The sequence below is a fragment of the Nocardioides nanhaiensis genome, assembly GCF_039542785.1.
GTDB lineage: Bacteria > Actinomycetota > Actinomycetes > Propionibacteriales > Nocardioidaceae > Nocardioides > Nocardioides nanhaiensis.
In genome coordinates this window covers 248444-263625 of record NZ_BAABIM010000003.1, presented here as the reverse complement: position 1 = coordinate 263625, position 15182 = coordinate 248444, and the positions used below count along the sequence as shown (strand labels likewise).

18 protein-coding genes are annotated in these 15182 nt (G+C 70.8%); 11 read left to right on the top strand and 7 right to left on the bottom strand.

All coding sequences use genetic code 11. The features are described 5' to 3' along the window. Positions 1-66 precede the first annotated feature (66 nt). The 6 genes from ABD948_RS15335 (at position 67) to ABD948_RS15310 (ending at position 5039) form a co-directional block, all read left to right on the top strand. Positions 67-855, top strand: coding sequence for an enoyl-CoA hydratase family protein (locus ABD948_RS15335; protein WP_345267355.1), 789 nt, complete (start codon positions 67-69; stop codon positions 853-855). Beyond that, entirely contained in the window at positions 852-1739 is an 888-nt protein-coding gene (locus ABD948_RS15330; protein WP_345267353.1) for a CoA transferase subunit A, read from the top strand. Before ABD948_RS15335 ends, ABD948_RS15330 begins: the two co-directional genes overlap by 4 nt. Then, on the top strand, positions 1739-2530 hold the full coding sequence (locus ABD948_RS15325) for a CoA-transferase subunit beta (protein WP_345267351.1): 792 nt from the start codon (positions 1739-1741) through the stop codon (positions 2528-2530). The genes ABD948_RS15330 and ABD948_RS15325 overlap by 1 nt, the downstream gene beginning before the upstream one ends. Then, a complete protein-coding gene (locus ABD948_RS15320) occupies positions 2523-3608 on the top strand; it encodes an NAD(P)H-dependent flavin oxidoreductase (RefSeq protein ID WP_345267349.1) in 1086 nt (361 codons plus the stop codon). Before ABD948_RS15325 ends, ABD948_RS15320 begins: the two co-directional genes overlap by 8 nt. A 221-nt stretch (positions 3609-3829) precedes the next feature. Continuing rightward, complete coding sequence (locus tag ABD948_RS15315; protein WP_345267347.1) at positions 3830-4141, top strand: cold-shock protein; 312 nt, start codon at positions 3830-3832, stop codon at positions 4139-4141. Positions 4142-4625: 484 nt separating this feature from the next. Then, on the top strand, positions 4626-5039 hold the full coding sequence (locus ABD948_RS15310) for a hypothetical protein (protein WP_345267345.1): 414 nt from the start codon (positions 4626-4628) through the stop codon (positions 5037-5039). 312 nt (positions 5040-5351) lie between these two features. On the opposite strand, the gene ABD948_RS15305 is transcribed toward ABD948_RS15310, so the two are convergent. Next, positions 5352-5765, bottom strand: a complete 414-nt coding sequence (locus ABD948_RS15305) for a winged helix-turn-helix transcriptional regulator (RefSeq protein WP_200919040.1) — start codon at positions 5763-5765, stop codon at positions 5352-5354. 64 nt (positions 5766-5829) lie between these two features. Here ABD948_RS15305 and ABD948_RS15300 point away from each other — a divergent pair, with 64 nt between their 5' ends. Both ABD948_RS15300 and ABD948_RS15295 read left to right on the top strand, forming a co-directional pair. Then, positions 5830-6660: an SDR family oxidoreductase gene (locus tag ABD948_RS15300; protein WP_345267341.1), complete on the top strand. Its 831-nt coding sequence runs from the start codon at positions 5830-5832 to the stop codon at positions 6658-6660. A 123-nt stretch (positions 6661-6783) separates the two neighbouring features. After that, entirely contained in the window at positions 6784-7242 is a 459-nt protein-coding gene (locus ABD948_RS15295; RefSeq protein ID WP_345267339.1) for a PaaI family thioesterase, read from the top strand. A gap of 281 nt (positions 7243-7523) precedes the next feature. Here the strand turns inward: ABD948_RS15295 and ABD948_RS15290 are convergent, their stop codons facing one another. After that, positions 7524-7859 carry a hypothetical protein gene (locus tag ABD948_RS15290; protein ID WP_345267337.1) on the bottom strand — a complete coding sequence of 112 codons (336 nt, stop codon included), beginning with the start codon at positions 7857-7859 and terminating at the stop codon, positions 7524-7526. A 328-nt stretch (positions 7860-8187) separates the two neighbouring features. Between ABD948_RS15290 and ABD948_RS15285 the strand changes: the two genes are divergently transcribed. Then, positions 8188-9741: a hypothetical protein gene (locus ABD948_RS15285; protein WP_345267335.1), complete on the top strand. Its 1554-nt coding sequence runs from the start codon at positions 8188-8190 to the stop codon at positions 9739-9741. Between the two features lie 28 nt (positions 9742-9769). Here ABD948_RS15285 and ABD948_RS15280 read toward each other — a convergent pair whose 3' ends face one another. Further along, complete coding sequence (locus ABD948_RS15280) at positions 9770-10417, bottom strand: hypothetical protein (protein WP_345267333.1); 648 nt, start codon at positions 10415-10417, stop codon at positions 9770-9772. A gap of 63 nt (positions 10418-10480) precedes the next feature. Between ABD948_RS15280 and ABD948_RS15275 the strand changes: the two genes are divergently transcribed. Then, entirely contained in the window at positions 10481-10987 is a 507-nt protein-coding gene (locus ABD948_RS15275; RefSeq protein ID WP_345267331.1) for a hypothetical protein, read from the top strand. Beyond that, positions 10984-11340, top strand: coding sequence for a hypothetical protein (locus ABD948_RS15270; RefSeq protein WP_345267330.1), 357 nt, complete (start codon positions 10984-10986; stop codon positions 11338-11340). The genes ABD948_RS15275 and ABD948_RS15270 overlap by 4 nt, the downstream gene beginning before the upstream one ends. Positions 11341-11356: 16 nt before the next feature. Here ABD948_RS15270 and ABD948_RS15265 read toward each other — a convergent pair whose 3' ends face one another. Genes ABD948_RS15265 through ABD948_RS15250 form a run of 4 tightly spaced genes read right to left on the bottom strand, consistent with a single transcriptional unit; the run spans position 11357 to position 15156 of the window. Beyond that, positions 11357-12535 (bottom strand): acetyl-CoA C-acetyltransferase, encoded by a 1179-nt coding sequence (locus ABD948_RS15265; RefSeq protein WP_425576604.1) that lies wholly within the window; start codon positions 12533-12535, stop codon positions 11357-11359. Next, positions 12535-13149 carry a TetR/AcrR family transcriptional regulator gene (locus tag ABD948_RS15260; protein ID WP_345267328.1) on the bottom strand — a complete coding sequence of 205 codons (615 nt, stop codon included), beginning with the start codon at positions 13147-13149 and terminating at the stop codon, positions 12535-12537. Before ABD948_RS15260 ends, ABD948_RS15265 begins: the two co-directional genes overlap by 1 nt. Further along, on the bottom strand, positions 13142-13957 hold the full coding sequence (locus ABD948_RS15255; RefSeq protein WP_345267326.1) for an SDR family oxidoreductase: 816 nt from the start codon (positions 13955-13957) through the stop codon (positions 13142-13144). The genes ABD948_RS15260 and ABD948_RS15255 overlap by 8 nt, the downstream gene beginning before the upstream one ends. After that, positions 13957-15156, bottom strand: coding sequence for an acyl-CoA dehydrogenase family protein (locus tag ABD948_RS15250; RefSeq protein ID WP_345267324.1), 1200 nt, complete (start codon positions 15154-15156; stop codon positions 13957-13959). The genes ABD948_RS15255 and ABD948_RS15250 overlap by 1 nt, the downstream gene beginning before the upstream one ends. Between the last annotated feature and the right edge of the window lie 26 nt (positions 15157-15182).

Below are 15182 nucleotides of genomic sequence, written 5' to 3'. Positions count from 1 at the left end.
TGCTACCCTACCAAGCAATTGCTTGGTTGGTTGCCTGGCTGTCGCCGGCGCCCGGATCGGAGACCGATGAGTTCCAGCTCCCCCATCAGCTCGGTGCTGCGCGAGGACGGCGTCCGCGTCGTCACGATGGACGCGCCTCCGGTCAACGCCCTCACGGTGCAGGGCTGGTTCGACCTCGCCGACGCCCTGCGCGAGGCCGGTGAGGACCCCGGCACCCGCGCGGTGGTCCTGCGGGCCGAGGGCCGCGGGTTCAACGCGGGCGTCGACATCAAGGAGATGCAGCACACCACCGGCTTCGACGCCCTGCTGGGCGCCAACCGCGGCTGCCACGCCGCCTTCAAGGCCGTCTACGAGTGCGCGGTGCCGGTGGTGGCGGCCGTGAACGGCTTCTGCCTGGGCGGCGGCATCGGGCTGGTCGGCAACGCCGACTGCGTCGTGGCCAGCCAGGACGCCTACTTCGGCGCCCCCGAGGTCAAGCAGGGCGCCCTCGGCGTCGCGACGCACCTGGCGCGCCTGGTGCCGCAGCACCTGATGCGCACGCTCTACTTCACCGCCCGCACCGTGCCGGCCTCCCAGCTGCTGCAGTTCGGCTCGGTGCTCGAGGTCGTCCCGCGCGAGCAGCTGGACGACGCCGCGCTCGCCGTGGCCGGCGAGATCGCCGCTCACGACACCCGGGTGATCCGCGCGGCCAAGGAGGCGATCAACGGCATCGACCCGGTCGACGTCAACCTCAGCTACCGATTCGAGCAGGGCTTCACCTACGAGCTCAACCTGGTCGGCGTCAGCGACCGGCTGCGCGACGACTTCGCCGGCACCAGCAAGGCCGACAGCCAGCCCGGGAAGGGGACCGCATGAGCCGCCAGCCCCGCGACAAGCGGATGAGCATCGAGGAGGTCGTGGCCCAGCTGGAGAGCGGGATGACGATCGGCATCGGCGGATGGGGCCCGCGGCGCAAGCCGATGGCGCTGGTGCGCGCGATCCTGCGCTCGGAGCTCACCGACCTGACGGTCGTCAGCTGGGGCGGTGCCGACGTCGGCCTGCTCGCCCGCGCCGGCCGGATCCGCAAGCTGGTCTACGCCTTCGTCAGCCTGGACACGGTGCCGCTGGAGCCCAACTTCCAGCGGGCGCGCCAGCAGGGCACGATCCCCGAGGTCGTCGAGCTCGACGAGGGGATGTTCCAGACCGGGCTGCGGGCCGCAGCCCAGCGCCTCCCGTTCCTGCCGATGCGTGCCGGGCTCGGCTCCGACGTGATGGTCAACAACCCGCACCTGCGCACGGTCACGAGCCCCTACGACGAGGGTCACGGGCACGAGGAGCTGGTGGCCGTCCCGGCCCTGCGCCTCGACGTCGCGCTGCTGCACCTCAACCGCGCGGACCAGCACGGCAACGCCACCTACCTGGGCCCCGACCCCTACTTCGACGACCTGTTCGCGATGGCCGCCGACCGCACCTACCTCAGCGTCGAGCAGGTCGTCGACACCGCCGGTCTCACCGTCGACACGCCGGTGCAACGACTCCTGCTCAGCCGGATGCTGGTCACCGGCGTCGTCGAGACCCCGCACGGCGCGCACTTCACCGACTGCCGCCCCGACTATGGGCGCGACGAGAAGTTCCAGCGCGCCTACGCCGCCGCGGCCGGTGGCACCGACGAGGAGTGGGCCGCGTTCGAGCAGCGCTTCCTCACCGGCGACGAGGCCGACTACCAGGCCGCTGTCGCGGCGTTCGGGGAGGAGTCCTGATGTCGACGAGCCAGACCAGCACCCAGGTCACCCGCGCCGACGTCTGCGCGGCCGCCGTGGCCGACGCCTTCGCCGAGGACGGCGAGATCTTCGGCAGCCCCATGGGCATCATGCCCATGCTCGGCGTCCGGTTGGCCAAGCTGACCAGCAACCCCGACCTGGTGATCAGCGACGGCGAGTCGCTGTTCCTCGGCGGCGTGCCGCCGCTGTTCGCGACGGCCGACGTCGTGGAGGGCTGGATCCCGTTCCGCAAGGTCTTCGACGTGGTCGCGCACGGGAAGCGCCACGTGATGATGGGGGCCACGCAGATCGACCGGCACGGCAACCAGAACATCTCCGCCATCGGTGACTTCGACCGGCCCAAGCGCCAGCTGCTCGGCTCGCGCGGCGCGCCCGGCAACACCGTCAACAACCGCACCTCCTACTGGGTGCCGCGCCACTCCCCCCGGGTCTTCGTCGAGCAGGTCGACGTCGTCTCCGGCGTCGGCCCGGCCCGAGCGAAGGCCGCGGGCCCTGCCGCCGCACGGTTCAACGACATCCACCGCGTGGTCACCAACCTCGCCGTGCTCGACGTCGGCGGTCCGGGCGACACCCTGCGGGTGCGCAGCCTGCACCCCGGCGTCACGCTCGAGCAGGTGCGGGAGGCGACCGGCTGCGAGCTGGCGGTGGACTCCCCCGATGCGAGGACAGCGCCCGAGACCCGACTGCCCACGGACGAGGAGCTCGTGATCATCCGCGAGGTGCTCGACCCGAAGGGCCTGCGCTTCAAGGAGGTGCCCCACGATGCGTGAGCAGCAGCTGCGCACCGCGCTGACCGAGCTGACCGGCGTGCGCCACCCCGTGGTGCAGACCGGCATGGGCTGGGTCTCCGGCCCCCGGCTGGTCAGCGCCACCGCCAACGCCGGCGGGCTCGGCATCCTGGCCAGCGCCACGATGAGCTTCGCCGAGCTGGAGGCGGCGATCATCGAGGTCAAGGGCCGCACCGACCAGCCCTTCGGCGTCAACCTGCGCGCGGACGCCGCCGACGCCCCCGACCGCTGCCGCCTGCTGGTGGAGCACGGCGTCAAGGTGGCCTCGTTCGCGCTCGCCCCCAAGCCCGAGCTGATCGCCTCGCTGAAGGAGCACGGCGTCGTCGTCATGCCCTCGGTGGGTGCGGCCAAGCACGCCGTCAAGGTGGCCTCGTGGGGCGCCGACGCCGTGATGGTGCAGGGCGGCGAGGGCGGCGGCCACACCGGCCCGGTGCCCACCACCCTGCTGCTGCCCACGGTGCTCGACGCCGTCGACATCCCGGTGGTGGCCGCCGGCGGCTTCTTCGACGGTCGCGGCCTGGCCGCCGCGCTCTCCTACGGCGCCGCCGGCGTCGGCATGGGCACGCGGTTCCTGCTCACCAGCGACTCCGCGGTGCCCGACGCCGTCAAGCGCCTCTACCTCGAGCGCGGCCTGACCGACACCGTCGTCACGGCCAAGGTCGACGGCATGCCGCACCGGATGCTGCGCACCGACCTGGTGGAGGAGCTCGAGGGCACCAACCCGCTGCAGCGCCTCGCGCCGACGGCTCGCCGCACCCTGGAGTTCAAGCGCGACAGCGGCATGTCGTGGGCGGCACTCGCCCGCGACGGCCGCGCCATGAGGAAGACCCAGGGCCGCACCCTGGGCCAGATGGCGCTGGCCGCCAACACGCCCACCATGCTCAAGGCGGGCCTGGTCGACGGCGACACGACCGCCGGCGTGCTCGCCTCGGGGCAGGTGGTCGGCCTGATCGACGACCTGCCCAGCTGCGAGGAGCTGATCGACCGGATCGTCGACCGCGCCGTCGTCGAGCTGCGGCGTGCCTCGGGGCTGTTGGGAGACGCGGGGCCGCTCGGGTAGTGGCCGCGGTCGGGCCAAGCCCTCGTCACGGCCTGCCCGACCGCGTGGGGCTCACCGCTGCCCGGTGCCGTCGTCGTACGGACCGGGAACGCCTGGTGGCGTCCGGTCCGCTGGGCGGCACAGTCGGCAGACGGGAGAGTCGGGGCGGATGCTGACGCGGCAGAGTCAGGCGGTTGCTTCCGAGGCTGCACGACCGGGGTCTCGCCTGCGATGCTCCCGGTGTGATTGCAACCGGCGTGGTTCGTACCTGGCACGACGACGAAGGCTGGGGCGTCATCGACTCGCCTGCCACTCCGGCTGGTTGCTGGACGCACTTCTCCTCGGTCCGCGTCGACGGCCTCGCAACACTGACGGTGGGTCAGGACGTCACGTTCGAGTTCGAGTCCGCCGAGCAGGACGGGTACCGGTTCAGGACGGTGGGCGTGTGGCCAACGGGTCAAGAACCGAAATCGAGAACCCTCGATGAAGCGGGATCGTCGAGTGCCTACCAGTCCACTCTCACGCTGACCTTTGACGAGCCCGGCACTGTCTGAAGCGGGCTGACTGCGGGAGCCATGGTCGAGCGGATGAACAATGTGCTCGTGACCGCACTTCAACATGCCATTGCGGCCGTGCTTGATGCGGCAAAGCCAGAACTGCAGGCTTCGGAGGTGGAGTCAGTGGCGCGGACGTTGGCTCCGTAACTTCCCTGCTCCGTGCGGGCGAGGCGGTGGCTGGCCTCGAGATCCTTTTGCGACAACCTCTATGAGGACGACATCTCTGTGGAGCGCGGCCTATTGCTCAACCTTCTCGAAGCCGCACGACGCGCAGGCGCCGACGCGGACCGCATCGACATCCTGCTGGCCTAACGCCGCCTCCTCGGCACGATGATGCGCACCTCAGACCTCCAGTGGCTCTGACTCATGGCTCTGACTCATGGCTCGTGACTGAGCGCCCAGTACCGCACGGTTTGCGGCATGGTCGGGCGGATGCCCGCTGTGCGGCATGGTCGGGCGGGTCGGGGGGAGACTGGCCTATATGACGATTGGGCATGGCGACGCCAGCAACCGGCTCATCGAGCAGCGCATACGCAACCGCATCATCGAGTATCTGGGGTTGGCCGCATCGTTCGAGGCTCAGCGTGAGTACGAGCGAGAGGTACCAATCGCACACATCCCCTACGAAGTCATCAACCAGTGGGAGGACCAGGTACGGACGAACCCTCGGGAGAATCCCTATAACACCGACATCTACGACCACGCCGAGGTCGAGGCGCTCTCCTCGTTTCAGGCGGTCTGGGATTCGGTAGCGGCAGCAGTTCCAGAAAACTACCCGGCGCTGGCCGAAGTTCAGGCCATGCCCGAGTGGACGCTGCTTCGCGAATCGGCAGAGGACGCGCTCGGTGTTCTGATGCGCCGAGGCAAGTTCCCTGAGGACAGCGAGATCGACTGACTGAGGCGCGCCCGACTAGCGGACCAGACGCGGCATGGTCGGGCGGAGCCCGCTGGGCGGCATGGTCGGGCGGAGCCCGCAGTGCGGCATGGTCGGACGGTTGAAGGCATCCGCCGGGCTACGCCGCACTGCGCACTGCGTCCACGATCAAGGCAGAGTCGGTCAGGACCATTGCGGTCTCGAGCTAGCTGCGCTGCTCGAGCAGGAGCGTCGTGGTGTGAGGCCGTCTAGAGCTGGTCCTGCTCGCGGACGTGGGCTGATGACGGCTTGCACGGACGCCGCATCTCGGTCTCTCCGCCTGGGACGGGAGGGTCAGGGCTGGGGACTGGCGAGTGCCGCGGTGCGAGCGAAGTTGACCGCGAGGCGCTGCGGCGGGCCGTCGTCCTGCATCGCTGCTTCGAAGACTGGCTCGGGCACGTTGAGGGCCCACGCGTTCATGGCCTCGAGGACGCCTCGAAGTTCCAGGCCCACGGGGGTGAGCTCGTAGACGACTCGCGGCGGGATCTCGGCATACGCCGTGCGGGTCACCAGGCCGTGGGTCTCGAAGCGACGCAAGCGGCTGGTGAGCGTGTGTGCGCTGATGCCCGGCAGGGCCTGCATCAGCTCGGTGAAGCGCAGCGGTCCGTGCATCAACTCCCGCACGACCAGGGTGGCCCAGGGGCCGTCGAGGAGCATCAGGAAGCGGGAAACTCCGCACTCGGGCACGCAGACCTTGTTGATCGTCACGATTTGCACGATACGCCGTTACTGCAGTTGACGTAACCGATGTAATGGATGCACTAATGGCGACATGACCTTCATCGTCCACGGCGCCTCCGGCGCTCAAGGCTTTCCTGTCCTCTCTGCTCTGCGCGCCGCCGGCCACGACGCCACCGCTGCGGTCCGTGACCCTTCCTCGATCGTCGGCGCGGCAGTCGCGGTCGACTACAGCTCGGTCGACTCCCTCGTCTCGGCTTACCGCGACGCGTCCGGCGTCTTCGTCCACATCCCCGTCGGCAGCCCCCAGCACCAGTCCGAGGTGGCCAGCAACGTGGCGATCGCCCTGGCTCGGGCCGGTGTCCGCCGCGTCGTGATGTCCACCAGCGGCTACACGCTTGAGGCAGACAGCGGACCCGCGATTCTCGCCGAAGCGCTGGAGTCCTCAGGCGCCTCGTACGCGATCCTCGAGCCCAAGCTGTTCCTGGAAAACCTGCTGCTGCCCCCGGTTCTGGGACCGGCGCGCTCCGAGGGAGTGCTGCGTTACCCCGTGCGAGCCGACTACCCACTGTCGTGGGTCTCGCACCTCGATGTCGCTGACGCCGCTGTCCGGCTCCTCACCGACGAGTCGGTCACCGGACGCGTCACGATCGGTGCGCTGCCTGCGCTGCTCGGCAGCGACCTCGCCGATGGTTTCAGCACGTACCTCGAGACGTCCGTCGTGTTCGAGGCACAGGACCCGGAGGAGTTCGGACGACAGATCATCCCGATGTTCGGCGAGCAGGGCGCTCGCCCGGTCATCGACTCCTACGTGTGGCGTCAGACCCAGGTCTCCGAAGTGATCGACGAGGAGCCCTCGGCCCAGCGCCTCCTGGGACTCTCGCCACGCACCGTCGCGCAGTGGCTCGAGGAAGCCGCCGTCTGAGCGCCACCCACTCGACACCCGGACCGGCGGCTCTTTCGGCCGCCCCTCGACCTTGTGATGGCCGGCGCACATGGTCGAGTCTGTGTAGGTCGCACCGGCCCGTCCACGACAACGAGGTCACCCATGGCACCCGACAGGTCCCTGCAGGACGTCTACTTCCCGGAGCTGCGCTGCTTCGGGTGCGGCCCGGCCAACGCCGACGGCCTCCGGCTGCGCAGCTTCGCCGACGGCGACGGCCGGGCGGTCGCCCGGTTCACCCCGTCGCCGCACCACGACAACGGTCTCGGCCACCTCAACGGCGGCATCATCGCGACCCTGCTCGACTGCCACTCCGCGGCGGTGGTCACGCACGAGGCCCACGAGCGCGGCTGGCCGCCGCTCCCGGGCGCCGCCCTGCCCTACGTGACCGCCGGGCTCGACGTCTCCTACCTGAGGCCCGCGCCGCTCGAGCACGCCGTCGAGCTCAGCGCCAGCGTCCTGTCGGCCACCGAGGCGGAGATGACCGTCGAGGTCGTGCTCGCCTGGGACGGCCGCGACCGCAGCCGGGCCACGGCCCTGTGGAAGCGCTGGCGACCGCGCTGACCGTTCGAGTCATCGAACCCGCGTCGCAGCTACAACGGCGGCCAAGGGTGGCCCGGTACGTGGGCCGCTGGCGGCATCACTGCTCAACCAGCGGCGTAGACGCCTGCGAGCCACGGGACAACAACCCGTCACGAGAGGCCCACCGGCAACACGTCCGGAATTTCCTCGCCACGGTCGACCCGACGACGGGCTTCATAAGGCAACTAGCGCCTTCGTCGCGCAAGCCCGCAGAGCGGCATGGTCGGGCGGATGCCCGCTGCGCGGCATGGTCGGGCGGATGACTAGGCGCGGCTGCGCAAATGGTCGCGCAGATCGCGCACCTGGTCTGCCAGGTGTTCAGCTGGGTATTGGCAGCTCTTGGTTGGCAGGTACTCACGGACTAGTCGCTCCGTCGCAAGCAAGTGCTCGGCAAACCATTCGCGCACCTGACCCGCATCGCCCATGCCCTTCGGGAGTCGATGCCAAACGACGAAACGCCGCTGCGAGCGGCCCACGGCGCCCGCCGAGACGCCCATGGGAGGCGAGTCGTCGCCCGTGTCGTCGCCCGTGAAGAACCCGATGTCCACGGCCCAATCATCCTCAGGCGTTCGTGGCGCGAAGTCCCAGATCTCACGCATGACGAGGTTGTGTGCCGCCCTCGCTGGACCAAACTCACCCAGAACCCCACCAGCAGTGATGGCCATGCGCAGGATCTTGCCCTACGTGAATGAGTCGCTTCCCCAGACGCCCGCTCATCGGCATGAGCGGGCGGATCGCGAGCGGTTGCCGCATCACCCGACCGGCGTCACCACGTAACTGGCGCGGTCACGCGGAACGTCGGCCTAGCAACGACTCGAGGTGCCGCTCGGTGGCCGCGCAAAGAGGCTCGATCACCCCTCCGAAAATGCTCGAACATACTCTCGGTTGAACATTGTTATCCACAAGCCCGTTCGAATATCATGGAGCATGGCTCACCTCGCCGCACCACCCCGGGACCCGGGAGACCTCACTCCCGCGGACCTGCTGCGCGCCGCCGAGCACGAGATCCTGGCCACCCGCCGCAGTGAGGTCCGTCAGTACGAGCTCCTCCTGGCCTGGGCCGACCTGCACTCCGGCGACCCGCAGGACCAGCCCGGTGCGGTCCCGGTCCGCCACGGCGGCCCCAAGCTGATCTACCCCGGCCGGGACGGCACCCCCGGTGTGGTCGACCTGTGCCTGCCCGAGATCGCCGTCGCCCGCGACGAGTCACCCATCACCTGCCGCAACACCCTGCGCGTAGCACTCGACCTGCGTCACCGCTTCCCCGCCACCTGGGCCCAGATCCAAGCCCTGGTCCTGCCGGTCTGGGTCGGGCGCCAGATCACCCACCTGGCCCGCGACCTCACCCTGGAGCAGGCCGTTGTCGTCGACACCGCGGTCGCCGATGCCGCCGCCCAGGGCCCCGGTCGGGTCCTGGAGATCGCCGAAGCCAAGGTCATCGAGGCCGATCCCGACGCCCACCGGAAGCGTCTCGAGCTCGCTGCCCGCACCCGCGGGGTCTGGCTCCATCGACCCCGTGCCGGCGAGGAACGACTGCACAACCCCGGGGTCGCGATGATCATCGCCCGCCTCGAGACCGGCGACGCCGACGCCTTCGACGCCACCATCACCGAGATCGCCGCCCTCCTGGAAGAGCACGCCGACCCCGACCAGCAGCCCGAGGGTGAACCCCACGGCACCGACCACTGGCGATCCGAGGCCTTCGCACTCCTCGCCGACCCCGCCGCCGCGCTCTCCTTCCTTGCCCGCTGCCACGACCTCGCGAGAACCGACCACGCGCCCGACACCACGGGTGAGGCGGCTCCGCCCAGCGACGCCGAGCCGGCAGCAGACGAGGGGTCCGCACCCGAGGATCACCTCGCCGGCACGACCGAGTCAGCCGCCGAGCCCGTCGAGGTCGAGGACACCAGCGGCTGGACCCCGATCACGCCCGCTCCAGGAGCGTCGTCACCGTTCCACTGCCCGCCCCGCACCCGCGGCACCGCACGCCTCTTCGTCCACCTCGCCCTCGGCGCCGACGGACAGCTCGCACCCCTCGCCCGGGTCGAAGGCCTCGGACCGGTGCTGGCCAGCCAGCTCGCCGACCTGCTCCGCCACCACGACATCACGCTCACGCCGGTGATCGACCTCCACGAAGGCCGCTCGGTCAACGGGTACGAGCACCCCACCGACGTCCGCGAGAGAGTCACACTCCGCACCGCCGGCAGCGTCTTCCCCCACGCCACCGACCTCACCCGCCAGGCAGGCCGACCCCCGACCTCGACCACGTCGTCCCCTACGAACGCCACGGACCACCCGGCCAGACCGGCGACCACAACACCGCGCCCCTGCAGCGGCTGGCCCATCGCGCCAAGACGCACCTGGGCTACCAGGTGCACCAGCTCGGCCCGAACCGCTGGATCTGGCGCACGCCCCACGGCCTCACCAGGCTCGTCGACCAGACCGGCACCCACCACCTCAGTCCGGCTGAGTACGCCCTGACGGCCTACCTCGCGAACCACCTCGCGGCCTAGCCGCGAGGCACGTACCCCGCAGGCGGCGTCCAGGTGCCGGTGTCGCGCAGGTGCGCGTAGATGTCGTACTCGGGGGCGAAGTAGGCCTCCAGCTCGGCGCGCAGACCGACGGAGAGCTCAGGCTCCTGCCGCTCGGTCGAGACGTTGTGGGTGGCGATCTCCTGCTCACGGTCCAGCTTCTCCGCGATCCAGCCCTGCCAGACCTCGGGGCGCTCCAGCGCGAAGATGCGGTCGACGCCGATGTCGAGCTGGTCGCTCATCGCCACGAAGCGCGCCGGTCGGCCGCGGAAGCGGTTCTTGCGCTGCAGGTAGTCGCGGGCGAACTCCTCGAAGGTCTGCTCGCCGGTGAACCGGCGCGAGCCCTCCTCGGCCAGAGCCGGTCGGCGGCGGTAGCGCCACCACGACTCCAGCCACTCCACCGGCTCGCGGAAGAGGCTCACCACCTCGTAGTCCTTGCGGTAGTACCCACCCTTGCGCAGCAGAGGCACCATCAGCTCGTGGAACTGGGCGCAGTTGAGGTGCTTCAGCTTGGGGTTGACCCGCAGCACCACCTCCGCCTGGCCGGCCACGGAGCGGACCATCGAGGTGGAGGCGCACTTGGGCATCGACAGCATGACGAAGCCGTGGGCAGGCAGGGCGAGCACGGGGGCCACGGTATCCCCGAGCACCCCGCCGACCGGTGCGCCCACCCCGGTAGCCTCGGCACAGTGAACAGGTTCGGTCGGGTGGTGCTCCTCGCGATGATCCCGGTGAACCTGCTGCTCATCGCCTGGGTCTGGTTCGGGCGCGTCATCTTCGGCGTCGGCGGCTGGTTCCTGCTGCTGGGGCTGCTCGTGGTCGTCCCGGCGCTGCTGCTCACGCTGCTGACGACGACCGTCCTGGCCTACACGCAGGCGGCACGTCCCCGTCACCTCACCACGCACCAAGCGGTCGCCCAGGTGCTGGTGTGGTTCTGCCTGTTCACCTGGGGGCTGTTCCAGCCCGACTTCGGCGACACGAAGGACAGCGAGCTGTCGTTCCTCACCCAGATCACGGGAGAGCGGAGTCGCAGCCTGCTGGACGCCAGCTACACGCTGACGGGCTTCTCCATCTTCGGGGCGGCACTCGCGTGGCTGCTGCTCCTGGGCTACCTGGTCTTCGCCCGGCAGAAGGTCGAGCCGCAGCACTGGGCACCGCTCGGCGCTCCCCCCGCATCGCCGGCGGCCGGACGATGACGAGCCAGCCACCGGAGCCGCCGCGCCGCGCCAAGCACCTGATGGACCCCAACCAGCCGCGGCCGCGCACCAGCCCGGAGGACATCGCACGGCTCGAGAAGGTGCAGCGCCGCGTGCTGACCGCGCTCACGGTGACGACGATCCTGCACCTCTCGGCCGGTCTGGCGATCGCCTCGGACTACATCGACCGCGAGCGCACCGACGCGATCATCGGGCTCAACGTGCTCGCCGCTGCGTTCGGCGTCTGCGCGGTGGCTTCGGGCCTGGCGATCTACAAGAAGTCGCTGGCGAGCCCACTGCTGCTGCTCGGCCTGATCCCCGGCATCGCCGGCCTGGTCTGGGTGCTGGGCTGAACCGAGAGACCAGTGGTCAGCCGAGCCGCTCGATGATCGTCACGTTGGCCTGACCGCCGCCCTCGCACATGGTCTGCAGCCCGTAGCGGCCGCCGGTGCGCTCCAGCTCGGCCAGCATCGTGGTCATCAGCCGGGTGCCGGTGGCCCCGATGGGGTGACCCAGCGCGATGCCGCCGCCGTTGACGTTGACCCGCTCGTGCGGCGCACCGGTCTCCTTCATCCACGCCAGCGGCACGGAGGCGAAGGCCTCGTTGCACTCGAACAGGTCGATGTCCTCGACGCCGAGCCCGGAGCGCTCGAGCGCGTGGCGAGTGGCGGCGATTGGTCCGGTGAGCATCCACACCGGGTCGTCGCCGCGCACCGAGAGGTGCACGACCCGGGCGCGCGGCGTGAGCCCGTGCTCGGCCACGGCCCGCTCGGAGGCCACCAGCAGCGCGCTGGCGCCGTCGCAGATCTGGGAGGCGACGGCGGCGGTGACCCGGCCGCCCGGGGCCAGCGGCTCCAGCCCGGCCATCTTCTCCAGCGACGTGTCGCGCGGGCACTGGTCGGTGTCGAACACCGTCCCGTCCGGGAGCGTCACCGGCTCGATCTCGCCGGCGAAGCGACCCTCGGCGATCGCGGTGCGGGCCCGCTCGTGCGAGGCCAGCGCGAACTCCTCCATCTCCTGCCGGGAGATCCCCCACTTCTCGGCGATCATCTCGGCCGAGCGGAACTGGCTGACCTCCTGGTCGCCGTAGCGCGCCTGCCAGCCGGGCGACTCCGCGAACGGCGTCGAGAAGCCGTACTGCTGGCCGACCAGCATGGCGGCCGAGATCGGGATGGCGCTCATGTTCTGCACGCCGCCGGCCACCACGAGGTCCTGGGTGCCCGACATGACGCCCTGGGCGGCGAAGTGGACCGCCTGCTGCGAGGAGCCGCACTGGCGGTCGATGGTCACGCCCGGCACGTGGTCGGGCAGTCTCGCCACCAGCCAGGCGGTGCGGGCGACGTCGCCGGCCTGGGAGCCGATGGTGTCGCAGCAGCCCAGGATGACGTCGTCGACGGCGCCCGGGTCGACGCCGGCGCGCGTCACCAGCGCGCTCAGCACGTGCCCGGCCAGGTCGGCGGAGTGGACGCCGGCGAGGGCGCCGCCGCGCTTGCCGACCGGGGTGCGGACGGCGTCGACGATGTAGGCGGCGGGCAGGTTCTCGGGCATCAGCTCTCCTCACGAGCGGCGATCCCGTCGAGCAGGATCGTCAGGTACTGGCGCGCCACCTCGGTGTGGCTGCGCCGACCGCCGGGGCGGTACCAGGCCACCGCGACCCAGACGGTGTCGCGGATGAAGCGGTAGGTCAGCTCGACGTCGAGCTCGGCGCGCAGGGCACCGGCGCGCACGCCGTCCTCGAGCAGGGTGATCCAGACGGCGCGCGACTCGCGGTTGCGCTCGGCCAGGTAGGCGAAGCGCTCGAAGGCGCCCAGGTGGGCGGCCTCGTTCTGGAAGATCGCCACCTCGTGCGGGTGCCGGTCGATGGTCTCGAAGGACACCTCGACGGCCTGCTCGAGCTTGGTGCGGGCGTCGGCGTCGCTGGCCAGGATGGCCTCGTAGCGCCCGAAGAGCTCGGCCTGGAAGGTGCGCAGCACCTCGTCGACCATCGACTCCTTGGAGTCGAAGTGGTGGTAGAGGCTGCCCGAGAGAATGCCGGCGGCCTCGGCGATGTCACGCACCGTGGTGAACTTGTACCCCTTGGTCGCGAACTGCTCCGCGGCGATGGCGAGCAGCTGCTCGCGACGGCTGGTCGTCTGCGCCCGACCGTCGGCGGCCTCAGGCATGCTGGCTGCTCACCGAGAGCACCTCACCGGTGAGGTAGCTGGAGTAGTCGCTGGCCAGGAACACCATGGCGTTGGCCACCTCCCACGGCTCGGCGGCGCGGCCGAACGCCTCGCGCTGCTTGAGCTCGGCGAGCAGCTCGTCGCTGGTGACCTTGGCCAGGAACGGGTGCATCGCCAGGCTCGGGCTCACCGCGTTGACGCGGATGCCGAACGGCGCGAGGTCGAGCGCGGCGCAGCGGGTCAGCGCCATCACCCCGGCCTTGGCGGCGGCGTAGTGCGCCTGGCCCTCCTGCGCGCGCCAGCCGATCACCGAGGCGTTGTTGACGACGACGCCACGCGTGCCGGCCTCACGCATGCGCTGCCCCGCGGCGCGCACGCAGCGGAACGTGCCGGTGAGGGTGATGTCGAGGACCCGGCTCCACTCGTCGTCGGTCATCTCCAGCACCGAGGCCGTGCCGCCGAGGCCGGCGTTGTTGACCATGACGTCGATGGGCCCGGACTCCTCGGCCAGGTCGAGCAGCGCCTCGACCTGCGCCTGGTCGGTGACGTCGCAGACGGTCTGGCGCACCCGGTCGGCGCCGAACTCCTCGGCCAGCACGGCCTCCGCCTCGGCCAGGCGCCGGGCATGGGTGTCGGAGAAGACGACCGTGCGCGCACCCTCCTCGAGCGCCCGGCGGACCACGGCCGCCCCGATGCCGGCTCCCGCCGCCGCGGTGACGACCACGTTGCGGCCGGCGAGCAGCTGGTGGCCGGGCACGTACGCGGGCGCAGGCTGCTCGGGTCGGTGCTGCAGGGGGTCGGCGCTCATCAGGTTCCCTTCGGCTCGCGCGGGAGGCCGAGCACGCGCTCGGCCAGGATGTTCTTCTGCACCTCGTCGCTGCCGCCGTAGATGGTGTCGGAGCGCGAGAAGAGGTAGAGCCGCTGCCACTCGTCGAGCTCGTAGCCGCTCTCGCCGCGGGCGAGCAGGCCGGCCGGGCCGGCCACCTCCATGGCCACCTCGCCCAGGCGCTTGTGCCAGCCGGCCCAGACGAGCTTGAAGATCGAGCCCGCTCCCCCACCGGCCGCGGAGTCCGAGCCGCCCTCGAGCGTGGAGAGGCCGCGCAGCGCCTGCGCGCGGATCACCTCCAGCTCCACCGAGAGCGAGGCGAGCCGGTCGCGCAGCACGGCGTCGTCCAGGGCACCGGTGCGCCGCGCCAGGTCGACAACCCCGGCCAGCTCGCGGGCGTACCCGACGGTCTGCGCGACGGTGGAGACGCCGCGCTCCAGGCCGAGCAGCCCCATGGCCACGCCCCAGCCGTTGCCGGGCTCGCCGACCACGAGGTCGGCCGCGGTGCGGGCGCCGGTGAAGAAGACCTCGTTGAACTCCGAGCCGCCGGTGAGCTGCTCGATGGGCCGGACCTCGACGCCGGGCTGGTCGAGCGGCACCAGCAGGAACGAGAGCCCGTGGTGGCGCTGCGAGCCGGGCTCGGTGCGGGCGAGCACGAAGACCCACTGGCTCAGGTGAGCGTTGGAGGTCCAGACCTTCTGGCCGTCGATCACCCAGGTGTCGTCGTCGAGGACGGCTCGGGTCTTGACGTTGGCGAGGTCGGAGCCGGCGTCGGGCTCGGAGTAGCCCTGCGCCCAGAGCTCGGTGACGGCGCGGATCCCGGGCAGGAAGCGCTGCTGCTGCTCGGGGGTGCCGAAGGCGATCAGGGTGGGGCCGAGCAGCGTCTCGCCCAGGTGGTTCACCGGGTACGGAGCCTCGGCACGGGCGTACTCCTCGTGGAAGATCACCTGCTGCCACAGGCTCAGGCCGCGGCCGCCGTGCTCGACGGGCCAGCCCACGCAGGTCCACCCGTGCTCGGCGAGCAGCCGGTTCCAGGCCAGCCGCTCCTCGAAGGCCTCCTCGTCGCGGCCGGGGCCGCCGACGCCCTTGAGCCGCGCCCAGTCGCCGCGCAGGTGCGTGGCCAGCCAGTCGCGGATCTCCGCACGGAAGGCCTCGTCCTCGGCCGCGTAGCTCAGGTCCACGGGTGCTACCCTACCAAGCAATTGCT